The sequence below is a fragment of the Streptomyces sp. cg40 genome (assembly GCF_050320165.1).
GTDB lineage: Bacteria > Actinomycetota > Actinomycetes > Streptomycetales > Streptomycetaceae > Streptomyces > Streptomyces hokutonensis.
The window spans coordinates 3,507,733-3,524,627 of sequence record NZ_CP190128.1 but is presented as its reverse complement, the minus strand read 5'-3'; the positions used below and the strand labels follow the sequence as shown (position 1 = coordinate 3,524,627).

Annotated in this window: 15 protein-coding genes; 11 read left to right on the top strand and 4 right to left on the bottom strand. The window is 70.8% G+C overall.

The annotated features are described in order from the left end of the window. Positions 1 to 206 precede the first annotated feature (206 nt). Entirely contained in the window at positions 207 to 1,769 is a 1,563-nt protein-coding gene (locus ACQHII_RS15310; RefSeq protein ID WP_427919827.1) for an MFS transporter, read from the bottom strand. A gap of 110 nt (positions 1,770 to 1,879) precedes the next feature. Here ACQHII_RS15310 and ACQHII_RS15305 point away from each other — a divergent pair, with 110 nt between their 5' ends. Continuing rightward, the gene (locus ACQHII_RS15305) at positions 1,880 to 2,455 is read left to right on the top strand and encodes a TetR/AcrR family transcriptional regulator (protein WP_427919826.1); all 576 of its coding nucleotides are present in this window, start codon (positions 1,880 to 1,882) and stop codon (positions 2,453 to 2,455) included. Positions 2,456 to 2,612: 157 nt separating this feature from the next. Here the strand turns inward: ACQHII_RS15305 and ACQHII_RS15300 are convergent, their stop codons facing one another. Continuing rightward, a complete protein-coding gene (locus ACQHII_RS15300; RefSeq protein WP_427919825.1) occupies positions 2,613 to 3,848 on the bottom strand; it encodes an MFS transporter in 1,236 nt (411 codons plus the stop codon). A gap of 119 nt (positions 3,849 to 3,967) precedes the next feature. Here ACQHII_RS15300 and ACQHII_RS15295 point away from each other — a divergent pair, with 119 nt between their 5' ends. Beyond that, positions 3,968 to 4,255 carry a DUF6355 family natural product biosynthesis protein gene (locus tag ACQHII_RS15295; RefSeq protein WP_427919824.1) on the top strand — a complete coding sequence of 96 codons (288 nt, stop codon included), beginning with the start codon at positions 3,968 to 3,970 and terminating at the stop codon, positions 4,253 to 4,255. Between the two features lie 39 nt (positions 4,256 to 4,294). On the opposite strand, the gene ACQHII_RS15290 is transcribed toward ACQHII_RS15295, so the two are convergent. Next, positions 4,295 to 5,491 (bottom strand): PucR family transcriptional regulator, encoded by a 1,197-nt coding sequence (locus ACQHII_RS15290; RefSeq protein ID WP_427919823.1) that lies wholly within the window; start codon positions 5,489 to 5,491, stop codon positions 4,295 to 4,297. Between the two features lie 154 nt (positions 5,492 to 5,645). Here ACQHII_RS15290 and ACQHII_RS15285 point away from each other — a divergent pair, with 154 nt between their 5' ends. The 5 genes from ACQHII_RS15285 to ACQHII_RS15265 all read left to right on the top strand — a co-directional run bounded on the left by ACQHII_RS15285 (position 5,646) and on the right by ACQHII_RS15265 (position 10,181). Next, the gene (locus ACQHII_RS15285; protein WP_427919822.1) at positions 5,646 to 6,572 is read left to right on the top strand and encodes a proline dehydrogenase family protein; all 927 of its coding nucleotides are present in this window, start codon (positions 5,646 to 5,648) and stop codon (positions 6,570 to 6,572) included. Between the two features lie 50 nt (positions 6,573 to 6,622). Next, a complete protein-coding gene (gene pruA, locus ACQHII_RS15280; protein WP_427919821.1) occupies positions 6,623 to 8,254 on the top strand; it encodes an L-glutamate gamma-semialdehyde dehydrogenase in 1,632 nt (543 codons plus the stop codon). Between the two features lie 50 nt (positions 8,255 to 8,304). Beyond that, a complete protein-coding gene (locus ACQHII_RS15275) occupies positions 8,305 to 9,153 on the top strand; it encodes an alpha/beta fold hydrolase (RefSeq protein WP_427925315.1) in 849 nt (282 codons plus the stop codon). A gap of 89 nt (positions 9,154 to 9,242) precedes the next feature. Beyond that, positions 9,243 to 9,782 (top strand): GNAT family N-acetyltransferase, encoded by a 540-nt coding sequence (locus tag ACQHII_RS15270; protein WP_427919820.1) that lies wholly within the window; start codon positions 9,243 to 9,245, stop codon positions 9,780 to 9,782. A gap of 267 nt (positions 9,783 to 10,049) precedes the next feature. Continuing rightward, a complete protein-coding gene (locus ACQHII_RS15265; RefSeq protein ID WP_019068673.1) occupies positions 10,050 to 10,181 on the top strand; it encodes a hypothetical protein in 132 nt (43 codons plus the stop codon). A 58-nt stretch (positions 10,182 to 10,239) separates the two neighbouring features. Here the strand turns inward: ACQHII_RS15265 and ACQHII_RS15260 are convergent, their stop codons facing one another. Next, positions 10,240 to 11,799, bottom strand: coding sequence for a purple acid phosphatase family protein (locus tag ACQHII_RS15260; protein ID WP_427919819.1), 1,560 nt, complete (start codon positions 11,797 to 11,799; stop codon positions 10,240 to 10,242). Between the two features lie 142 nt (positions 11,800 to 11,941). Between ACQHII_RS15260 and ACQHII_RS15255 the strand changes: the two genes are divergently transcribed. From ACQHII_RS15255 to ACQHII_RS15240, 4 genes are all read left to right on the top strand, one after another. Continuing rightward, complete coding sequence (locus ACQHII_RS15255) at positions 11,942 to 12,985, top strand: 3-isopropylmalate dehydrogenase (RefSeq protein ID WP_399117121.1); 1,044 nt, start codon at positions 11,942 to 11,944, stop codon at positions 12,983 to 12,985. A gap of 263 nt (positions 12,986 to 13,248) precedes the next feature. After that, the gene (locus ACQHII_RS15250) at positions 13,249 to 14,337 is read left to right on the top strand and encodes a branched-chain amino acid aminotransferase (RefSeq protein ID WP_427919818.1); all 1,089 of its coding nucleotides are present in this window, start codon (positions 13,249 to 13,251) and stop codon (positions 14,335 to 14,337) included. Between the two features lie 95 nt (positions 14,338 to 14,432). Beyond that, a complete protein-coding gene (locus ACQHII_RS15245) occupies positions 14,433 to 15,503 on the top strand; it encodes a hypothetical protein (RefSeq protein WP_427919817.1) in 1,071 nt (356 codons plus the stop codon). Positions 15,504 to 15,519: 16 nt separating this feature from the next. Beyond that, positions 15,520 to 16,836 (top strand): KamA family radical SAM protein, encoded by a 1,317-nt coding sequence (locus ACQHII_RS15240; protein ID WP_427919816.1) that lies wholly within the window; start codon positions 15,520 to 15,522, stop codon positions 16,834 to 16,836. Positions 16,837 to 16,895: the final 59 nt, after the last annotated feature.

The following is a 16,895-nucleotide window of genomic DNA, read 5'->3' as shown; positions in this document are numbered from 1 at the left end:
TGAGGTGGTGCTGGGGGCTCCGCCCCCAGACCCCCGATCGGCCCTGAAGGGGCCTCGTCCTCAAACGCCGGACGGGCTGGATTTTGCCGGCCCGTGTTGAGAAGGCGCCGGACGGGCTGAGTCGTGCCGGTCGTGTTTGTACGTGAACGCCGGGCGGGTCGAGGAGAGGATCCTCAACCCGCCCGGCGTTTCTGTGTGTTGGGGCATCACGCCTGTGCTTCCTGCGGCTTCGCCGCCACCGGCTCCGGCTCCTGCACCCGCAGTCCCCGCAGGGTCCGCGCCGCCGCGAAGGCCGCGCCCAGGAGCAGGGCCGCGCCCGCGATCGCCGCGCCGTGCATGCCGTCGGTGAAGGCCTGTCGTGCGGTCGCCGTCAGGGCATCTCCCGCGTGCCCCGGCAGCCGGCGGGCGACGGCCAGTGCGCCGCCGAGGGTCTCGTGGGCCGGGGCGGGGGCCGAGGCCGGGATGCCGTGGCGGTAGACGGCCGTACCGATGGAGCCGAGGACCGCCATGCCCAGCGCGCCGCCGAACTCCGCGCCCGTCTCCATCAGCGAGGACGCGACGCCCGCCTTCTCCACCGGTGCGCTGCCCATCGCGAGGTCCATGATCTGGGACATCACCATGACGATCCCGGAGGCGAGGACACCGGCGGCGGCCAGGGCCGGCCAGAGGGCGTCGGTGCCGGTGACGGCGAGCATGCCGTAGCCGCAGGCGGCGGTCGCGAAGCCGGCCGCGACGACGTAGGCGCGGTCGACTCCCTTCTGGACGAGGGTCGTTGCGAGCGGGGCCGCCATGCCGATCGGCACCGAGGGGAGCAGTGCCCACAGGGCCGCCTCCAGCGGGCTCTTGCCGAGCACCGACTGCAGGTACTGCGTGGTGAAGAAGGCCGAGCCCATCATCCCGAACGCGGAGACCAGGTTGAGGATGACCGAGGGGGCGAAGCCTCGGGCCCGGAACAGGGTGGGGTCGATCATCGGGGACGCCGTCGTGCGTTGGCGGTGGACGAACAGGGTCGCGAAGAGCAGGCCGACCGTGATCGAGACGACGTACTGCACGTGCCAGCCCTCGGACGGGATCTCCTTGAGGCCGTAGATCACGGGCAGGACCGCGGCGAGCGACAGCGGGACGCTCGGCCAGTCGAAGCGGCCGGGGGACGGGTTCTTCGACTCGGGGAGCAGGAACGGGCCGATGAGCAGGAGCAGGGCCATCGCGGGCAGGTTGATCAGGAAGACCGAGCCCCACCAGAAGTACTGGACCAGCACCCCGCTCAGCACCGAGCCGAGCGCGACACCGGCGGTCATCACGCCGGACCACAGACCGATCGCCTTCGCGCGCTGGCCGGGGTCGGTGAACATCGTGCGCAGCAGCGCCATCGTCGAGGGCATCAGGGTCGCGCCGCCGATGCCGAGGACCGCGCGGGCGGCGATCAGGGTCTCGGCGCTGTTCGCGTAGGCGGCGATGAGGGACGCGGCGCCGAACGCCGCCGCGCCGATCAGGAGGAGCCGGCGGCGGCCGATGCGGTCGCCGATCGAGCCCATCGTCATCAGCAGGCCGGCCAGGACGAAGGCGTATATGTCGAAGATCCACAGCTGCTGGGTGCCGCTCGGCTCCAGGTCCGCGCTGATCGCCGGGATGGCGAAGTAGAGGACGGAGACGTCCATGGAGACGAGGAGCAGCGGGAGCATCAGGACGCCGAGGGCGGTCCATTCGCGGCGCCCGGCACGGGAGTTGGAGGTGCTCGCGGGGTTCGTCGAGCTCGGTGAGTTCGTCATGACGGTGAATGTACGCGCGTATTAAACGGTTGTCTAGAACGCTTGTATAGAACGGTCGTGTAAGTCATGTGTATGGGACGGTTGTATGAATCGACGGTAGGGTGGCGGGCATGGGACACCGTGAGGATCTGCTCGAAGGCGCGAAGCGCTGCCTGCTGGAGAAGGGGTTCGCGCGCACCACGGCGCGCGACATCGTGAAGGAGTCGGGGACGAACCTCGCGTCCATCGGCTACCACTACGGCTCGAAGGACGCGCTGCTCGCGCAGGCCTACGTCTCGCTGGTGGACGACATGTCCTTCGAGTGGGGCGACCGACTCGAAGGGGCGCCCGGCTCGCTGGAGCGGTTCCGGGAGGTGTGGTCGAACGTCGTCGACTCCCTCCGCCGGCCCGGCTCGATGTGGCGGCTCAGCGGGGAGATCATGGCGATGGGCGACCAACTGCCGGAGGCCCGCGACCAGTTGGCGCTCGCACAGCGCGAGGGCGGCCGGGGGCTGGTCTCCCTGCTCATGGGCGTGCCGGAGGAGGAGGTCTCGGACGAGACCGCCGACACGCTCGGCTCGTTCTACATGGTCGTGATGTCCGGGCTCATCATGCAGTGGACCTTCGACCCGAAGACGGCGCCGGATGCGGACAGGCTCACGGAGGGGCTTCGCCAACTGCTGGAGGGGGCGCGGAGGGTGGGTTGATGCGCTGGTTGTTCGTCGGCCCGGAGCGCCGGTCTCGCCGCCCGCCGCCCGCCGCCCGCCGCCCGCCGCCCGCCGGACGCTCGGCCCGATGGGGGCGCTCTCCGTGGGGCTCCGGCCGGCGCCGGAGGGCGTGCGCGAGGCGCGCCGACCTGGTGGGTCATCCGGCCGCGGCCGGGCCCTCGCGCCGCCGGTCCCGTACCGCCGGTGCCACCGCCACCAGCATCAGCAGCGCGGTCAGTGCGAAGGCCCACGGGTAGCCGGTCAGGTCGGCCGTGATGCCGAAGCCGGCCGCGCCAGCGCCCATTCCGCCGTCGTAGGCCAGGTTCCACAGCGCGCTGACCGTGCCGTACGAGGCGGCGGAAGAACGGGCGTACATCAGGGTCAGCGTGGCGTTCTGGGTGATGCCGAAGCCCGCGCCGAACAGGGCGGTGCCCGTGACGACGGCGACCGGGTCCGCGGTCGGGGCGATGACCAGGACGCCGGCCGCCGACAGGAGCAGCCCGGGCAGCACGAGCCGGCCGCTGCCGTGCCGGTCGCCGTGGCGGCCCGCCAGCCAGCGTGTCGCCGTGGAGGCCGCGGTCTGCGTGAACAGCGCCACCGCGACGACTCCGGCGGACGCCGACGGTACGGCCAGCGGCAGGAACGTCACGATGATTCCGGCCGCGGTCGCGGTGGCCGCGAAGACCACAACCGGCCGTAGCAGAGCGGCTGTTCGCAGGCCCTGTACGACACCCATCGGCTCATCGGGGCGGTCGGCCCCGCTCGCCCGGTCCGGCAGGCCGGTGACGAAGGGGACCGCGGTCAGTGCCGCGAGGCCCCCGGCGACGGCGACCGGCCCGAAGCCCAGGTGTTCGGCCAGCCACAGGCCCAGCGGCAGCGCGACCAGTGACGGTACGCCGGACACCAGGCCCACCAACGCGAGCCCCTCGCCCCGGCGTTGGTCCGGGATCAGCGACGCGGTCAGGGCGCCGCCCGCGACGATCGTCAGCGCGAAGCCGAGCCCGCGGACGAAGCACACCGCGACGACCCACGCGGTGTTGTCGGAGACGGTCAGCACCAGGGCCGGGGCGCCGAGCAGCAACAGCCCTGCGATCAGGGTGAGTCGGTACCCGAAGCGGTCGACGAGCCGGGGCGTGACCAGCTCACCCAGCACCGTCGCGAGCATCAACGACCCGGTCGCGAGCCCCGCCGCGCCCCCGCCGCCGCGCTCGGCGGCATACGCCGGTACGACCGAGAGCAGCAGGAAGAAACTGAGACTGGCGCCGACCACGCTGACGAAGCGGAGGAGCAGGGGTCGGGTGAGGAGTGGGGGACGACTGCCCGAAGTGGCCTTGGAGGAGGGGCAGTTGGGTGTCGCGGGGGTCGGGGAGCCGGAGGTCTGGCCGGTGGTCATGGCATCGACACTAGAATCCGGCCGGGGTGCCCGGCAGCTCCAATCCGGGGCGGGTGGACTGGTCGGCCGGCCGCGTTCCGCCGGACAGCACCTCCCGCCGCGGTCGGCGATGTGGGGCCATGTTCGAGCAACCGCACCGGCCGGCGCGGCGATCGTGGGGCGCCCTCGTGCTCACCTCGGTCGGCACGGTGGCCGCCGCCCCCCCCGCGTCCCCCGCCCCCTGCGGCTTCTACAAGACCAGTACCGACGCCTACTACCGCCACTGCACCAGGGACGGCTCGCATGTCGTCATCAAGGTCCGGGTCGCCCGGGCGCGCGACCACGAGGCGTGCGTCAGGCCCGGTACGACCTGGCTGGGCTCCGCCCGCAGGATCCAGGGCGCGTACTACGTCGGGCGGACCTGCTGACGCGTCGCGTCGCCCAGTAGCCGGTTGCCCCCAACTGCCTTACAGCCGAGCCCCCTTCAACACCATGTGCAGCAACAACCGGTCCTCCCCGTCGTCCAGGTCAAGACCCGTCAGCTGTTCTACCCGTGACAGGCGGTAGTAGAGCGTCTGGCGGTGGATCCCCAACTCGGCCGCCGTGCGCCCCGCTTGGCCCGCGCGGTCGAGGTACACCTCGGCGGTGCGGGCGAGTTCGTGGTGGGCGGGGGAGAGGAGGGGGGCCACGGCGGGGTCGTGGGCGGAGTCCGGGGGGAGGCTGGTCAGGAGGCGGTACGGGCCGATGCGGGACCAGTCGGCGACCGGGGCGAAGCGGGGTTCCGCGAGGGCGGTGCGGGCCGCCGCCGTGGCTTCCTGCCAGGCGGTGGCGAGGTCGGTGAGGCCGGTGCGGGGACGGGCGACGCCCGCCGCGCGGTGGGCGCCGGGCGGGCCGTCCTTGAGGAGGCGGGCCGCCGCCGCCTCCGCCGGGCTCCCCGCGTCCGTCGACCGCAGTCGTACCAGCACCGCCAGGCACTGCTGCTCCGCCGGGCCCCACGGGATCGTGCACAGCGCCGTCGCGTGCGGCACCGTGCGGGCGGACGGGGCGTCGTCCGGGTCGGCGGACGGCCAAGGGGCGACGCACACCAGCGTGTACGGGCCGTCGCCGCGGGTGCCGAGGGCCGTGCGCAGGGCCGCCACCGCCATGTCGCCCTGCCAGCCGCGCTCGGCGGTCAGCACCGCCCGCAGCTCCCGGCTGAGATCCGCCCCGTGCTGCGCCTCGTCCGCGAGCAGCGCGCCGATCCGGGACGTCACCTCCATGGCCGCGTCCAGCTGCGCGGCGGTGGGTCCCGGGTCGTCGGCCAGGAGCCAGACGTAGCCGAGGACGACGCCCCGATGGCGGACCGGGAGGCAGATACGGCCCCGGTAGACACCCGCCTCGGGGGTGGGCGGGATCCGGACCGGGCCGGTCGCCCGGGTGATGCCGAAGCCCTCGAACCAGGTGCGGATCGCCGCCGTGGAGCGCCGGGTGAGGATCGAGCGGGTGCGGACCGGGTCCAGGGCGGCCGGGTCCAGGTCGCCCTCGCCGTCGTAGGCCCCGAAGGCGATCAGCTCGAAGTCGCGGTTCTCCAGGGTCGCCGGGGCGCCGAGCAGTTCGGAGATCTCGTCGACGAGCTCCTGGTAGTCGCCTCTGGAATCGGATGTCACCCGGGCATTCTCGCGCATTCCCCCGCCGAATCCGTGCCGGTCCTGTGCCGCCTTCATACATCTGTCTGAGATCTGCGGCACGGATGCGTGACAGCTGTCGATGGCCGACGATCGGAGACAACCCTAGGTTTCACGGTGGTTCCCCTTATGTCCGACCGCTTGGAGGTTCCCCGTGCTGGGTCCCGTGATTCTCGCCGCCTCGCGCAGCGAACAGATGCGTCGGCTGATCTCGGCGGCGCCGGTGACCAAGCAGGTCGTGGACCGCTTCATCCCCGGCGAGACCGTCGACGAGATCGTGCCGATCGTCCAGGACCTGACCGCCAAGGGCCTGGAGCTGACGATGGACGTCGTCGGCGAGGACATCACCACCCCCGAGCAGGCCGCCGCCGCCCGTGACGCCTATCTGACGCTCGTCGGCCGGCTGGCGGAGCTCGAACTGGGTACCCGGGCCGAGATGTCCGTCAAGCTCTCCATGTTCGGGCAGGCGCTGGACGGCGGTCACGAGCTGGCTCTCGCCAACGTCCGGCCCGTCGTCGAGGCCGCCGCCGCCATCGGTACGACCGTCACGCTCGACGCCGAGGACCACACCACCCTCGACTCGATGTTCGCGATCCACGAGGAGCTGCGGAAGGACTTCCCGCAGACGGGGTGCGTCATCCAGGCCTACCTCTTCCGCACCGAGTCCGACGCCCGCCGCCTCGCCGGGGCAGGCAGCCGCGTCCGGCTCGTGAAGGGCGCCTACAAGGAGCCCGCCGAGGTCGCCTACCAGCAGAAACACGAGATCGACAAGGCGTACGTCCGGATTCTGCGGATCCTGATGGAGGGTTCCGGCTACCCGATGATCGGGTCCCACGACCCGCGCCTCATCTCCATCGCGCAGGAACTGGCCCGGCGAGCCGGCCGCAAGCTCGACGAGTACGAGTTCCAGATGCTCTACGGGATCAGGAGCGACGAGCACCTCCGACTCGCCGCCGAGGGTCATCGCATGCGCGTCTACACCGCCTACGGCACCGACTGGTACGGCTACTTCATGCGCCGTCTCGCGGAGAAGCCGGCCAACCTCCTCTTCTTCGCCCGCTCGACCCTCACCAAGGGCTGACCCGGGGATCGACCCCAACACCCGCTCACGTAAAAGGAGTTACGGATCCCATGGACGCTGTGACCCAGGTCCCCACCCCCGTCAACGAGCCGGTGCACGGCTACGCGCCCGGTTCGCCCGAGCGCGCCCGTCTGGAGGTCAAGCTCAAGGAGCTTGCCGAGAACCCGATCGACCTGCCGATGACCATCGGCGGCGAGCGGCGGATGGGCGGCGGCGAGCGCGTCGATGTCGTCCAGCCGCACAACCACAAGGCGCGGCTGGGCACTTACGCCAACGCCACCCAGGACGACGCCCAGGACGCGATCGACGCGGCCCTCGCCGCCGCGCCCGCCTGGCGCGCGATGTCCTTCGACGACCGCGCCGCGATCATCCTGCGCGCGGCCGAACTGCTCTCCGGCCCCTGGCGCGAGACTCTCGCGGCCTCCACCATGCTCGGCCAGTCCAAGACCGCCCAGCAGGCTGAGATCGACTGTCCCTGCGAGCTCGTCGACTTCTGGCGCTTCAACGTCAAGTACGCCCGCGACCTGCTCGCCGAGCAGCCCCCGGCGAACTCCCCGGGCGTCTGGAACCGCCTCGACCACCGCCCGCTCGAAGGCTTCGTCTACGCGATCACGCCCTTCAACTTCACGGCCATCGCGGGCAACCTGCCGACCGCGCCCGCGCTGATGGGCAATGTCGTGGTCTGGAAGCCGTCGCCGACGCAGACCCACTCCGCCGTGCTGCTCATGCAGTTGCTGGAGGAGGCGGGGCTCCCCAAGGGTGTCATCAACCTCGTCACCGGCGACGGCATCGAGGTGTCGAAGGTGGCCCTTGAGCACCGCGACCTCGCCGCCATCCACTTCACCGGGTCCACCAAGACCTTCCAGTACCTGTGGAAGACGGTCGGCACCAACATCGAGAAGTACCGCTCCTACCCGCGCCTCGTCGGCGAGACCGGCGGCAAGGACTTCGTCGTCGCCCACCCGAGCGCCGACCGCGCGGTGTTGAAGACGGCGCTGACCCGCGGCGCCTTCGAGTACCAGGGCCAGAAGTGCTCCGCGACCTCCCGCGCGTACATCCCCGCGTCGATCTGGAACTCCGGTTTCAAGGAGGAATTCGCCGCCGAGGTCGACTACTTGACCATGGGTGACGTCACCGACCTGTCGAACTTCATCGGCGCGGTCATCGACGAGCGCGCCTTCGCCAAGAACAAGGCGGCCATCGACCGCGCGAAGGCGGACCCCAACTGCACGATCGTCGCGGGCGGTTCGTACGACGACGCGGTGGGCTATTTCGTCCGCCCGACCGTCGTGGAGTGCAGCGACCCGGCCAACGAGGTGTTCACCACCGAGTACTTCGGCCCGTTCCTCGCCGTGCACGTCTACGAGGACGAGAACTACGACGAGATGCTGACCCAGATGGAGTCGGTGTCCGACTACGCCCTCACCGGCTCGGTCATCTCCAACGACCGTGCGGCGGCGGCCTACACGATGGAGAAGCTGCGCTACGCGGCCGGCAACTTCTACATCAACGACAAGTCCACCGGCGCCGTCGTCGGCCAGCAGCCCTTCGGCGGCGGCCGCTCCTCCGGCACCAACGACAAGGCCGGCGCCCCGCAGAACCTGATGCGCTGGACCCTGACCCGCGCCATCAAGGAGACCCTGGTGGCACCGACCGACTACACCTACCCGCACATGGGCTGACCCACAGGGCGCCCGCAACCGGCAGACTCCCCGTCATGACCCCAACCCGTATGCAGGAAACGGCGGTTGTGGCGGACGACGGAGTACGGCTGTGGGCCTCCCGGTCCGGCCGTGGCACGCCCAACACCCCGCCCCTGGTGCTGTGCCACGGCGGACCCGGACTCTGGGACATGTCCGAGGACGTGGCCGGGATGTTCGACTCCCTTACCGCGGTGGTCCGTTGGGACCAGCGCGGCTGCGGGCGGTCCGGGCAGTGCGCGGGCCCGTGGACCACCGAACGGTTCGTGGCCGATCTCGACGCCGTACGACGGCACTTCGTGCTGGAGCGGCCGGTGCTGCTCGGCCACTCCTGGGGCGCCTCGCTCGCCCTGCACCACGCGCTCGCCCACCCGGACCGGGTCGCCGGGCTCGTCTACGTCAGCGGCACCGGCATCGGACCGGACACCGACTGGCACGGCGCCTACGAGGCGAACCTCCTCGCCCGCCTCGGCGAAGACCCCGGGCGGCTCGCCCGCTGGCGGGAGTTGCCCGGCGACAGCCGTGAACGGGCCGTGCTCCAGTGGTCCGCCGAGTTCGTGGACCGGAAGCGGGCGGTCGAGTACGCGGAGCGGATGGCCGACCCGTGGTTCCCCATCAACTCCCCTTGCAACCAAGCCCTGAACGCCGAGGCGAGACAGACCGCCGGCACCCCCGCCCTGTACGCCGCCTGCGAGGCTCTCGACCTCCCCGTGCTCATCGTCGACGGAGAGCGGGACATCCGCCCCCGTTCGGCCGTCGACTCGCTGGAGCGGGCGCTGCCCCGGGTGCGGCGGGTGACCCTGGCGGGCGCCGGGCACCATCCGTGGGTCGAGGACCCGCACGGGTTCCGTGAGGCGGTGCTGAGCGAAATGCGCTCATGACCTCAACGCGCTCATAGCGTCAACGCGCTCATGACAGCGATGCGGCGATGACGTTCACGCCCCGCCCCCGCGTCTCCGATACTGACCCCGTGACCATCCGTATGCGCACCGCCCACACGGCCGACCTCACCCCGGCCGACCTCCGCGCCGCCCGCGCGCTGCTGGACGCCGCCTTCGCCGGTGACCTCACCGACCAGGACTTCGAGCACGGCCTCGGCGGCCTCCACGCCCTGCTCGCCGACGAGGACGGGCTCGTCGCGCACGGCTCGGTCGTCATGCGCCGGGTGCGCTATCGGGGGCGCTGGCTGCGGGTCGGATACGTCGAGGGGGTCGGCGTACGGCCCGACGCCCGGCGCCGGGGCCACGGCGGCCGGATCATGGCCGAGCTGGAGCGGATCGTCGACCACGCCTACGACGTCGGCCTGCTCGGCGCCAGCGACGACGGCGCCCGTCTCTACACCGCGCGCGGCTGGCGGCTGTGGGGCGGCAAGATCTCCGCGCTCGGCCCGGACGGCATCGTCCATCTGCCCGAGGAGGAGGACAGCACCTACGTCCGCCCCGCGCTCGCCGGGCCCCTCGACCTCGACGCCGATCTCCTCTTCGACTGGCGGGACGGGGACGTGCTCTGACGCCTCGCCGCGTTCTGCGAAACCGCAGGTCAACGCCGCGTGACTCGTTTCACCGTCTCAGATAGTAGGAAGTCCGAGTAATTGTGGAGACAGATGCGCGGTCCTGTCCTAGCTTTGTAGAAGCCGAACGTCTCGCTAGACCAAGCGAATGGCGGTCGTGAGCCGGACACCGCGCAGGCAACCCCTGTGGTCCGTGGCTCCCCGCCCCCTCCGGCGTCTCGTAACCCCCTTCAGCACTCCAGGAATCATCGAAGGAGTCGATTCTCCATGGCCGAGACGACCGTCCGCCGCCGCGTCCGCCACGTGACCCGCACCAGCGAGTCCGAGCGCAAGAACGCCGCCGCCGCCCTCCAGCGCGCCCTCGACCGCCGGGACAACGGCGGCGAGACCGGCCACTGAGCCGCAGTAACACCACTTAAAAGCCGGGAGCCGCGCCCGCACGGGGTGCGGCGCGGTCTCAGCGACCGCGCCGCACCTCGAAGTGGTCGATGCGCCTGCCGTTCTGGTCCAGCGCCGACACCCTGAGCCTCGGCGTGCTGCCGCTCTCCGCCTCGACCGAGAGGAGGGAGAAGCCCCGGTAGCGCACCCGTGACCACTCCACCGTCTCGGCCTGGCTGTGCTGGCCCTTCGCCCACTGCATGGTGTCGACCGTCCCGTGCCGGGTGACGTGCCCCTCGTAGCTCTCCTTGACGCCCGCCGGGAAGCCGTACAGATCCCGGCCGCCGCCGCCCGCCGTGACGTAGACGATCCCGTCCTTCGTCGGATCGGTGGACGTGCCGATGGGTACCGCCCGGCCGACCGCGCCGTTCTTGATCGCGTCGGTCCGCTCGTACACGTGGTTGTGCCCGTTGATCACCAGGTCCACCTGGTGCTGAGCGAACACCGGCAGCCACTCCGCCCGTACCCCGCCGTCCGAGGCGTGCGCGGAGGTCGAGTAGGCGCAGTGGTGGAAGAAGACGACGAGGAAGTCGACCCCCCTGGCCGCCCGCAGGTCCCGCAGCCTGCTGTCCAGCCACTTCGTCTGCCTCCCGCCCGTGTAGCCGAGGTTGGCGGTGATCTCGTACGACACGTCGTTCGCGTCGAGGGCCACGACGCCGACGTTGCCGTAGACGAAGGAGTACACGCCCGGCGCGTGCGACGGGTCGAAGCCGTTGTCCGGGAGGGACCAGCGGGCGAGCTGGCCGCCGTAGCCGTCGGGGGAGTACCAGGCCTCCATGTCGTGGTTGCCGGTCGTCACCATCCACGGGACGGTCCGGGAGACGCCCTCGTTCTGCTTGAGGAAGAGGTCCCAGTACGTCGGGTCGTAGCCGTCCGTCGTCTTGCCCTGCCCGTTGGTGTCGGCGTAGCAGATGTCACCGGCGTGCAGGTGGAACGCGGGGTTCTCGCGCAGGATCACATGGTCGTTGGCGGCGGCCGCGTTGCTCACGCCCTGGTCGCCGAAGGCCGTGAACACGAACCTCTCCGGGCTCCCCGGCGCCGTACGGAACGAACCGATCGTCGAGCGGTGGGCCGGGGCGGCCGGGTCGAAGCCCTCGTGGCCGACGCCGTAGTAGTACGTCGTGCCGGGGTGGAGGCCGTCCAGGGCCGCGTGGACGTAGTACTGCTCCACGGCGGGGCGGACGCCGGTCAGGCCCGGGGTGTGCAGGTCGCGGATCTCGGCCGTGATCTTCCGGCTGAGGTCGTCGGGCTTCGACCCCACGCGTACGTAGGGCTTTTTGACCGCGAACGGCACCTGCCAGGAGATCCGCATCTCCGTCTTCGGGTCGGTGCCGAAGGCGAGATGGCGGCCGAAGGGGGTGACGACCGCGCCGGGCACCTTCGAGGTGGCGGGGTTCGCTGCCTTTGCGTCGGTGCCGCTCTTGCCGGCGCACCCCGCGAGCAACCCGCCCGCCGCCACCGCGCCCGCCGTCACCAGCGTGCGGCGCCTGGTGAGCTTCGTGCGCAGGTACTCGTACTGCTCGGCCATGCTCATCCGGACCGCGAGGTGCTCCGGGATGCCGACGTCAGGTGTCTCCATGTCGATGAAGCTCCCCCACAAGTCCAACGGGCGCCATGCGTAAGGGTGAACGTACGTCGAACGGCCGACGCCGGTGGCCGAGGCGCGTCCGCATCATGGACACCCGGTGTCATCCCATGGGACGCGGAGTACGGTGTCGGGCATGTCTCGCAGCATCGATCTCGCAGTGATCCCCGGTGACGGCATCGGTCAGGAAGTCGTGGCCGAAGGTCTCAAGGTCCTCTCCGCCGTCCTTCCGCAGGACGTGAAGCTGGAGACCAAGGAGTTCGACTTCGGCGCCCGCCGCTACCACGCGACCGGTGAGACCCTCACCGACGCCGACCTGGCCGCGCTGAAGCCGCACGACGCGATCCTGCTGGGCGCGATCGGTGACCCGAGTGTTCCGTCCGGGGTCCTTGAGCGCGGTTTCCTGCTGAAGCTCCGCTTCGCCTTCGACCACCACGTCAACCTGCGGCCGAGCAAGCTGCTCCCGGGTGTGGCGACCCCTCTCGCCGGTGAGCCGGAGATCGACTTCGTCGTGGTCCGCGAGGGCACCGAGGGCCCGTACACCGGCAACGGCGGCACCATCCGCAAGGGCACCGAGCACGAGGTCGCCACCGAGGTCTCCGTCAACACCGCGTTCGGTGTCGAGCGGGTCGTCCGGGACGCCTTCGCCCGCGCCCAGGCCCGTCCGCGCAAGAAGCTCACGCTGGTCCACAAGAACAACGTGCTGACCTTCGCGGGCCACCTGTGGACGAACGTCTTCAACAAGGTCGCGGCCGAGTTCCCCGAGGTCACCACCGACTACATCCACGTCGACGCGGCGACGATCTACCTCGTCACCGACCCGGCCCGCTTCGACGTGATCGTCACCGACAACCTCTTCGGCGACATCATCACCGACCTCGCCGCGGCCGTCTCCGGCGGCATCGGCGTCGCCGCGAGCGGGAACATCAACCCGTCCGGCGAGTTCCCCTCGATGTTCGAGCCCGTGCACGGCTCGGCCCCGGACATCGCGGGCCAGGGCAAGGCCGACCCCACCGCCACGGTCCTGTCCGTCGCCCTCCTGCTGCGCCACCTCGGCTACGAGGCCGAGGCCGTGCGCATCGAGGAGGCCGTCTCCGCCGACCTCGCGGAGCGCACCGGCAAGCCCGCGCGCAGCACCACCGAGATCGGCGACGCGCTCGCCGTACGAGTAGCCGGCTGACCCGCCGCACCACTAGAAATCTCTCGCAGTATTTCGAAGCCGCCGGGTCGCACATGCACCCGGCGGCTTTTCTTACGTCCCCGCCGGGTGCCACCATCATCCCTGGGTCGCATTCACGCCGTTTTCGTCCACGGTCCACCACGCGCGATAATCGAACGCGGAGCCGCGGAATGAGGGAATGCTCGGACGTCCTAACACTGGCCACTGGCAGTCGAGGGCGTGAGCGCGGCCCGTCACACACAACCGGTGAAGGACAACCACTCATGACGACGCCCACGATCGAGCTCAAGCCCTCGGCCTCGCCACTTTCCGCCGCCGAGCGCGACGCGATTCTGGCGAACCCCGGGTTCGGCCGCCACTTCACCGATCACATGGTGACGATCAAGTGGACCGAGGGCCGCGGCTGGCACGACGGCCAGCTCGTGCCGTACGGCCCGCTCTCCCTCGACCCCGCGAACATGACCCTGCACTACGCGCAGGAGATCTTCGAGGGCCTCAAGGCCTACCGCCAGGCCGATGGCTCGGTGGCCACCTTCCGCCCCGAGAAGAACGCCCGCCGCTTCCAGACCTCCGCCCGCCGCCTCGGGATGCCCGAGCTGCCGGTCGAGACGTTCATCGAGGCCTGTGACGTGCTGGTCCAGCAGGACCGCGACTGGGTCCCGGCGCACGGCGGCGAGGAGTCCCTGTACCTGCGCCCGTTCATGATCGCGACCGAGGTCGGCCTGGGCGTGAAGCCCGCCAACGAGTACCTCTTCCTCGTCATCGCCTCCCCGGCCGGCGCCTACTTCCCCGGCGGTGTGAAGCCCGTCTCCATCTGGGTCTCCGAGGACCACGTCCGCGCCGTCCCCGGCGGCATGGGCGACGCCAAGACCGGCGGCAACTACGCCGCCTCCCTCCTCGCCCAGGCCGAGGCCGCCGAGCAGGGCTGCGCCCAGGTCTGCTACCTCGACGCGGTCGAGCGCACGTGGGTCGAGGAACTCGGCGGCATGAACCTGTACTTCGTGTACGGCAACAGGATCGTCACCCCGACCCTCACCGGCTCCATCCTGGAGGGCGTCACCCGCGACTCCCTCCTCACCCTCGCCCGCGACCTCGGCTACGAGCCGGAGGAGGGCCGTATCTCCATCGACCAGTGGCAGCGCGACTCGGAGAACGGCACGCTGACCGAGGTCTTCGCCTGCGGCACGGCCGCGGTCATCACCCCGGTCGGCACGGTCAAGCGCACCGGCGCCGAGTGGCAGCAGTCGGGCGGCGAGCCCGGCGAGGTCACCCTGCGCCTGCGCGGCGCGCTGCTCGACATCCAGCGCGGTGACGTGGTCGACAAGCACGGCTGGATGCACCCCCTGGGCTGAGCCCGGCGGCCGGACACCGGTTCGACGCGTATCGCCTCCCCCGTGCGGGTATCCACTGATTCCGCAGGAGACGGGAACACGGGGGAGGGGACGCGGTGAGTGGTGGGCCGATACCGCGGCTGCGCTGGCTGCTGCGCGCGTTACGCACCCCGCGCCGCCCGCAGAGCCTCACGGTGCTCGCGCTGCTCGCCGCCGTCGCCGGACTCCTGCTCTGGCGGGCCGGCACGATGGACAGCTACGCCGAGAACCTCTCCCTCAACCTGGGCACCGACCTGGTCGGCGTGGTCGTCACCGTCTTCGTGATCGGCCCGCTGATCTCCCGCGCCCAGGAGGGCCGGGTCCGCGAACACACCCGGCTCGACTACGAGTGGTTCGCCGCGCAGGTGTACGGCTCCACGTCCAACGTGAAGGTCCTCGACACCTTCTCCAACCTCTTCGGCCCGCAGTTCTCCGAGCGCCTCTTCCGCGGTGTCCGCTCGGCCACCGCACACGGCGCCCGGGTGCAGATCCTGCTCCTGGACCCCGACTCCCTCGCGGTGATCCTGCGCGGGCGCGAACTCGGCGAGCAGAGCGCCGACATCCGCCGCGACATCATGCGCAACCTGCGCACCCTGGACCGGTTCGCGCAGCGGCTCGACGAGCACTCCAGGACGCTGCTGGAGGTACGGCTCTGTTCGACCTCCCCCGGTGTCACCCTCTACCGCTGGGACGAGCGCTGTCTCGTCTCCTTCCTCACCGTCGGCCGACTCTCCGGCGAGGGCGTCCAGTTGGAGGTCGCCGTCCGCTCCCCGCTCGGCACCTTCGTCGAGCAGCGCTTCGACGAGCTGTGGCAGCAGGGCAAACCGATGGACCGCTTCACCCATCTGCCGGTGACCCTGGTCGACGCGGCCGACGGGCGGCGGGAGTTCAGCTGCCGCTTCGTCTACGTCGAGGACCGCCTGTACGTCGAGGCCCCCGACCTCGTCACCTACCTGGCGCGCCGCCGCCTCGACCAACTCTCCGCCCACAGCGGGGTGCTGGGCCCGGGCGAGGCGTACGAGGTCATGGTGGTCGACGACCGCAGCGAGCTGCACGGGCGGCTCATCCACCACTTCACGGAGAAGTACGATGCGCAGGCGGCGGCCTTCGTGGAACTGCGGCCGCCTACGGTCCTGGTCACGGAATAAGAGGGCCCCGGCACACATGAGCTCAGCGCACCACCCCCGCTTTCGCGCCTTCACGCCCCGTGACCTGGACGGACTGCTTCAGCGCGTGTCCCTCCCGGCCACCGAACGGCACGCCCTCCGCGCCGTCTCCTCGGTCCTGCCCTTCCGCACGAACAGCTACGTCGTCGACGAGCTGATCGACTGGTCGGCGGTCCCGGACGACCCGATCTTCCGGCTGACGTTCCCGCAGGCCGGGATGCTGCCCGAACCCGACCTCAAGCAGATGGCCGACCTCCTCTCCCAGGAGGCGCCGAAGGCCGAGGTCCTGCGCACGGCCCACGAGATCCGGATGCGGCTCAACCCGCACCCCTCGGGCCAGCTCGACGCCAACGTGCCCGTGCACGAGGGCGAGCGGCTGGAGGGCCTTCAGCACAAGTACCCGGAAACAGTGCTGGTCTTCCCGCGCCAGGGCCAGACCTGCCACGCCTACTGCACGTACTGCTTCCGTTGGCCCCAGTTCGTCGGCGAGTCCGAACTCCGCATCGCCACCGACGACATCGCGACCACGTCCGCGTACCTCCGCGCCCACCCGGAGGTCACCAGCACGCTCATCACGGGCGGCGACCCGCTGGTCATGAGCACCGAGGTCCTGAGCCGCTACGTCGACCCCCTCCTCGACATCGACACGATCCGCTCGGTCCGCATCGGCACCAAGTCCCTCGCGTTCTGGCCGTACCGCTTCACGACCGACCGCGACGCCGACGACCTGCTGCGCCTCTTCGAGAAGGTGGTGGCGAGCGGCCGTCACCTCGCCCTGATGGCCCACTTCACCCACCCGCAGGAGCTGCGCCCGCCGGTCGTACGGGAGGCGATGCGCCGGGTACGCGGCACGGGCGCGGTGATCCGCTGTCAGGGCCCGCTGGTGGCCGGCATCAACGACAGCGCCGAGGCCTGGGCCGAACTGTGGGACGAGACGACCACGCTCGGCGCCGTGCCGTACTACCAGTTCGTGGAACGCGACACCGGCCCCCAGGGCTACTTCGGCGTCCCGCTCGCCCGCGGCCACCAGATCTTCCGCGACGCCTACGCCCGCGTCTCCGGCCTGGCCCGCACGGTCCGCGGCCCGGTCATGTCCGCGATGCCCGGGAAGGTCTGCGTCGACGGCGTCGCCGAGGTGGCCGGCGAAAAGGTCTTCGTCCTCCATCTGATCCAGGCCCGGAACCCGGACCTCGTGGACCGCCCGTTCTTCGCGGCCTACGACGAGACGGCGACGTGGTTCACGGACCTGAGGCCGGCGTTCGGGGCGAGCGAGTTCCTGCCGGGGCTGCCCTGGCTAGAGCACCGCACAAGCTGACATCGCAGGCATCTAAGCACTTCAAACGGACCTGTTTCCTTTTTCCGCACCCCGAGTTT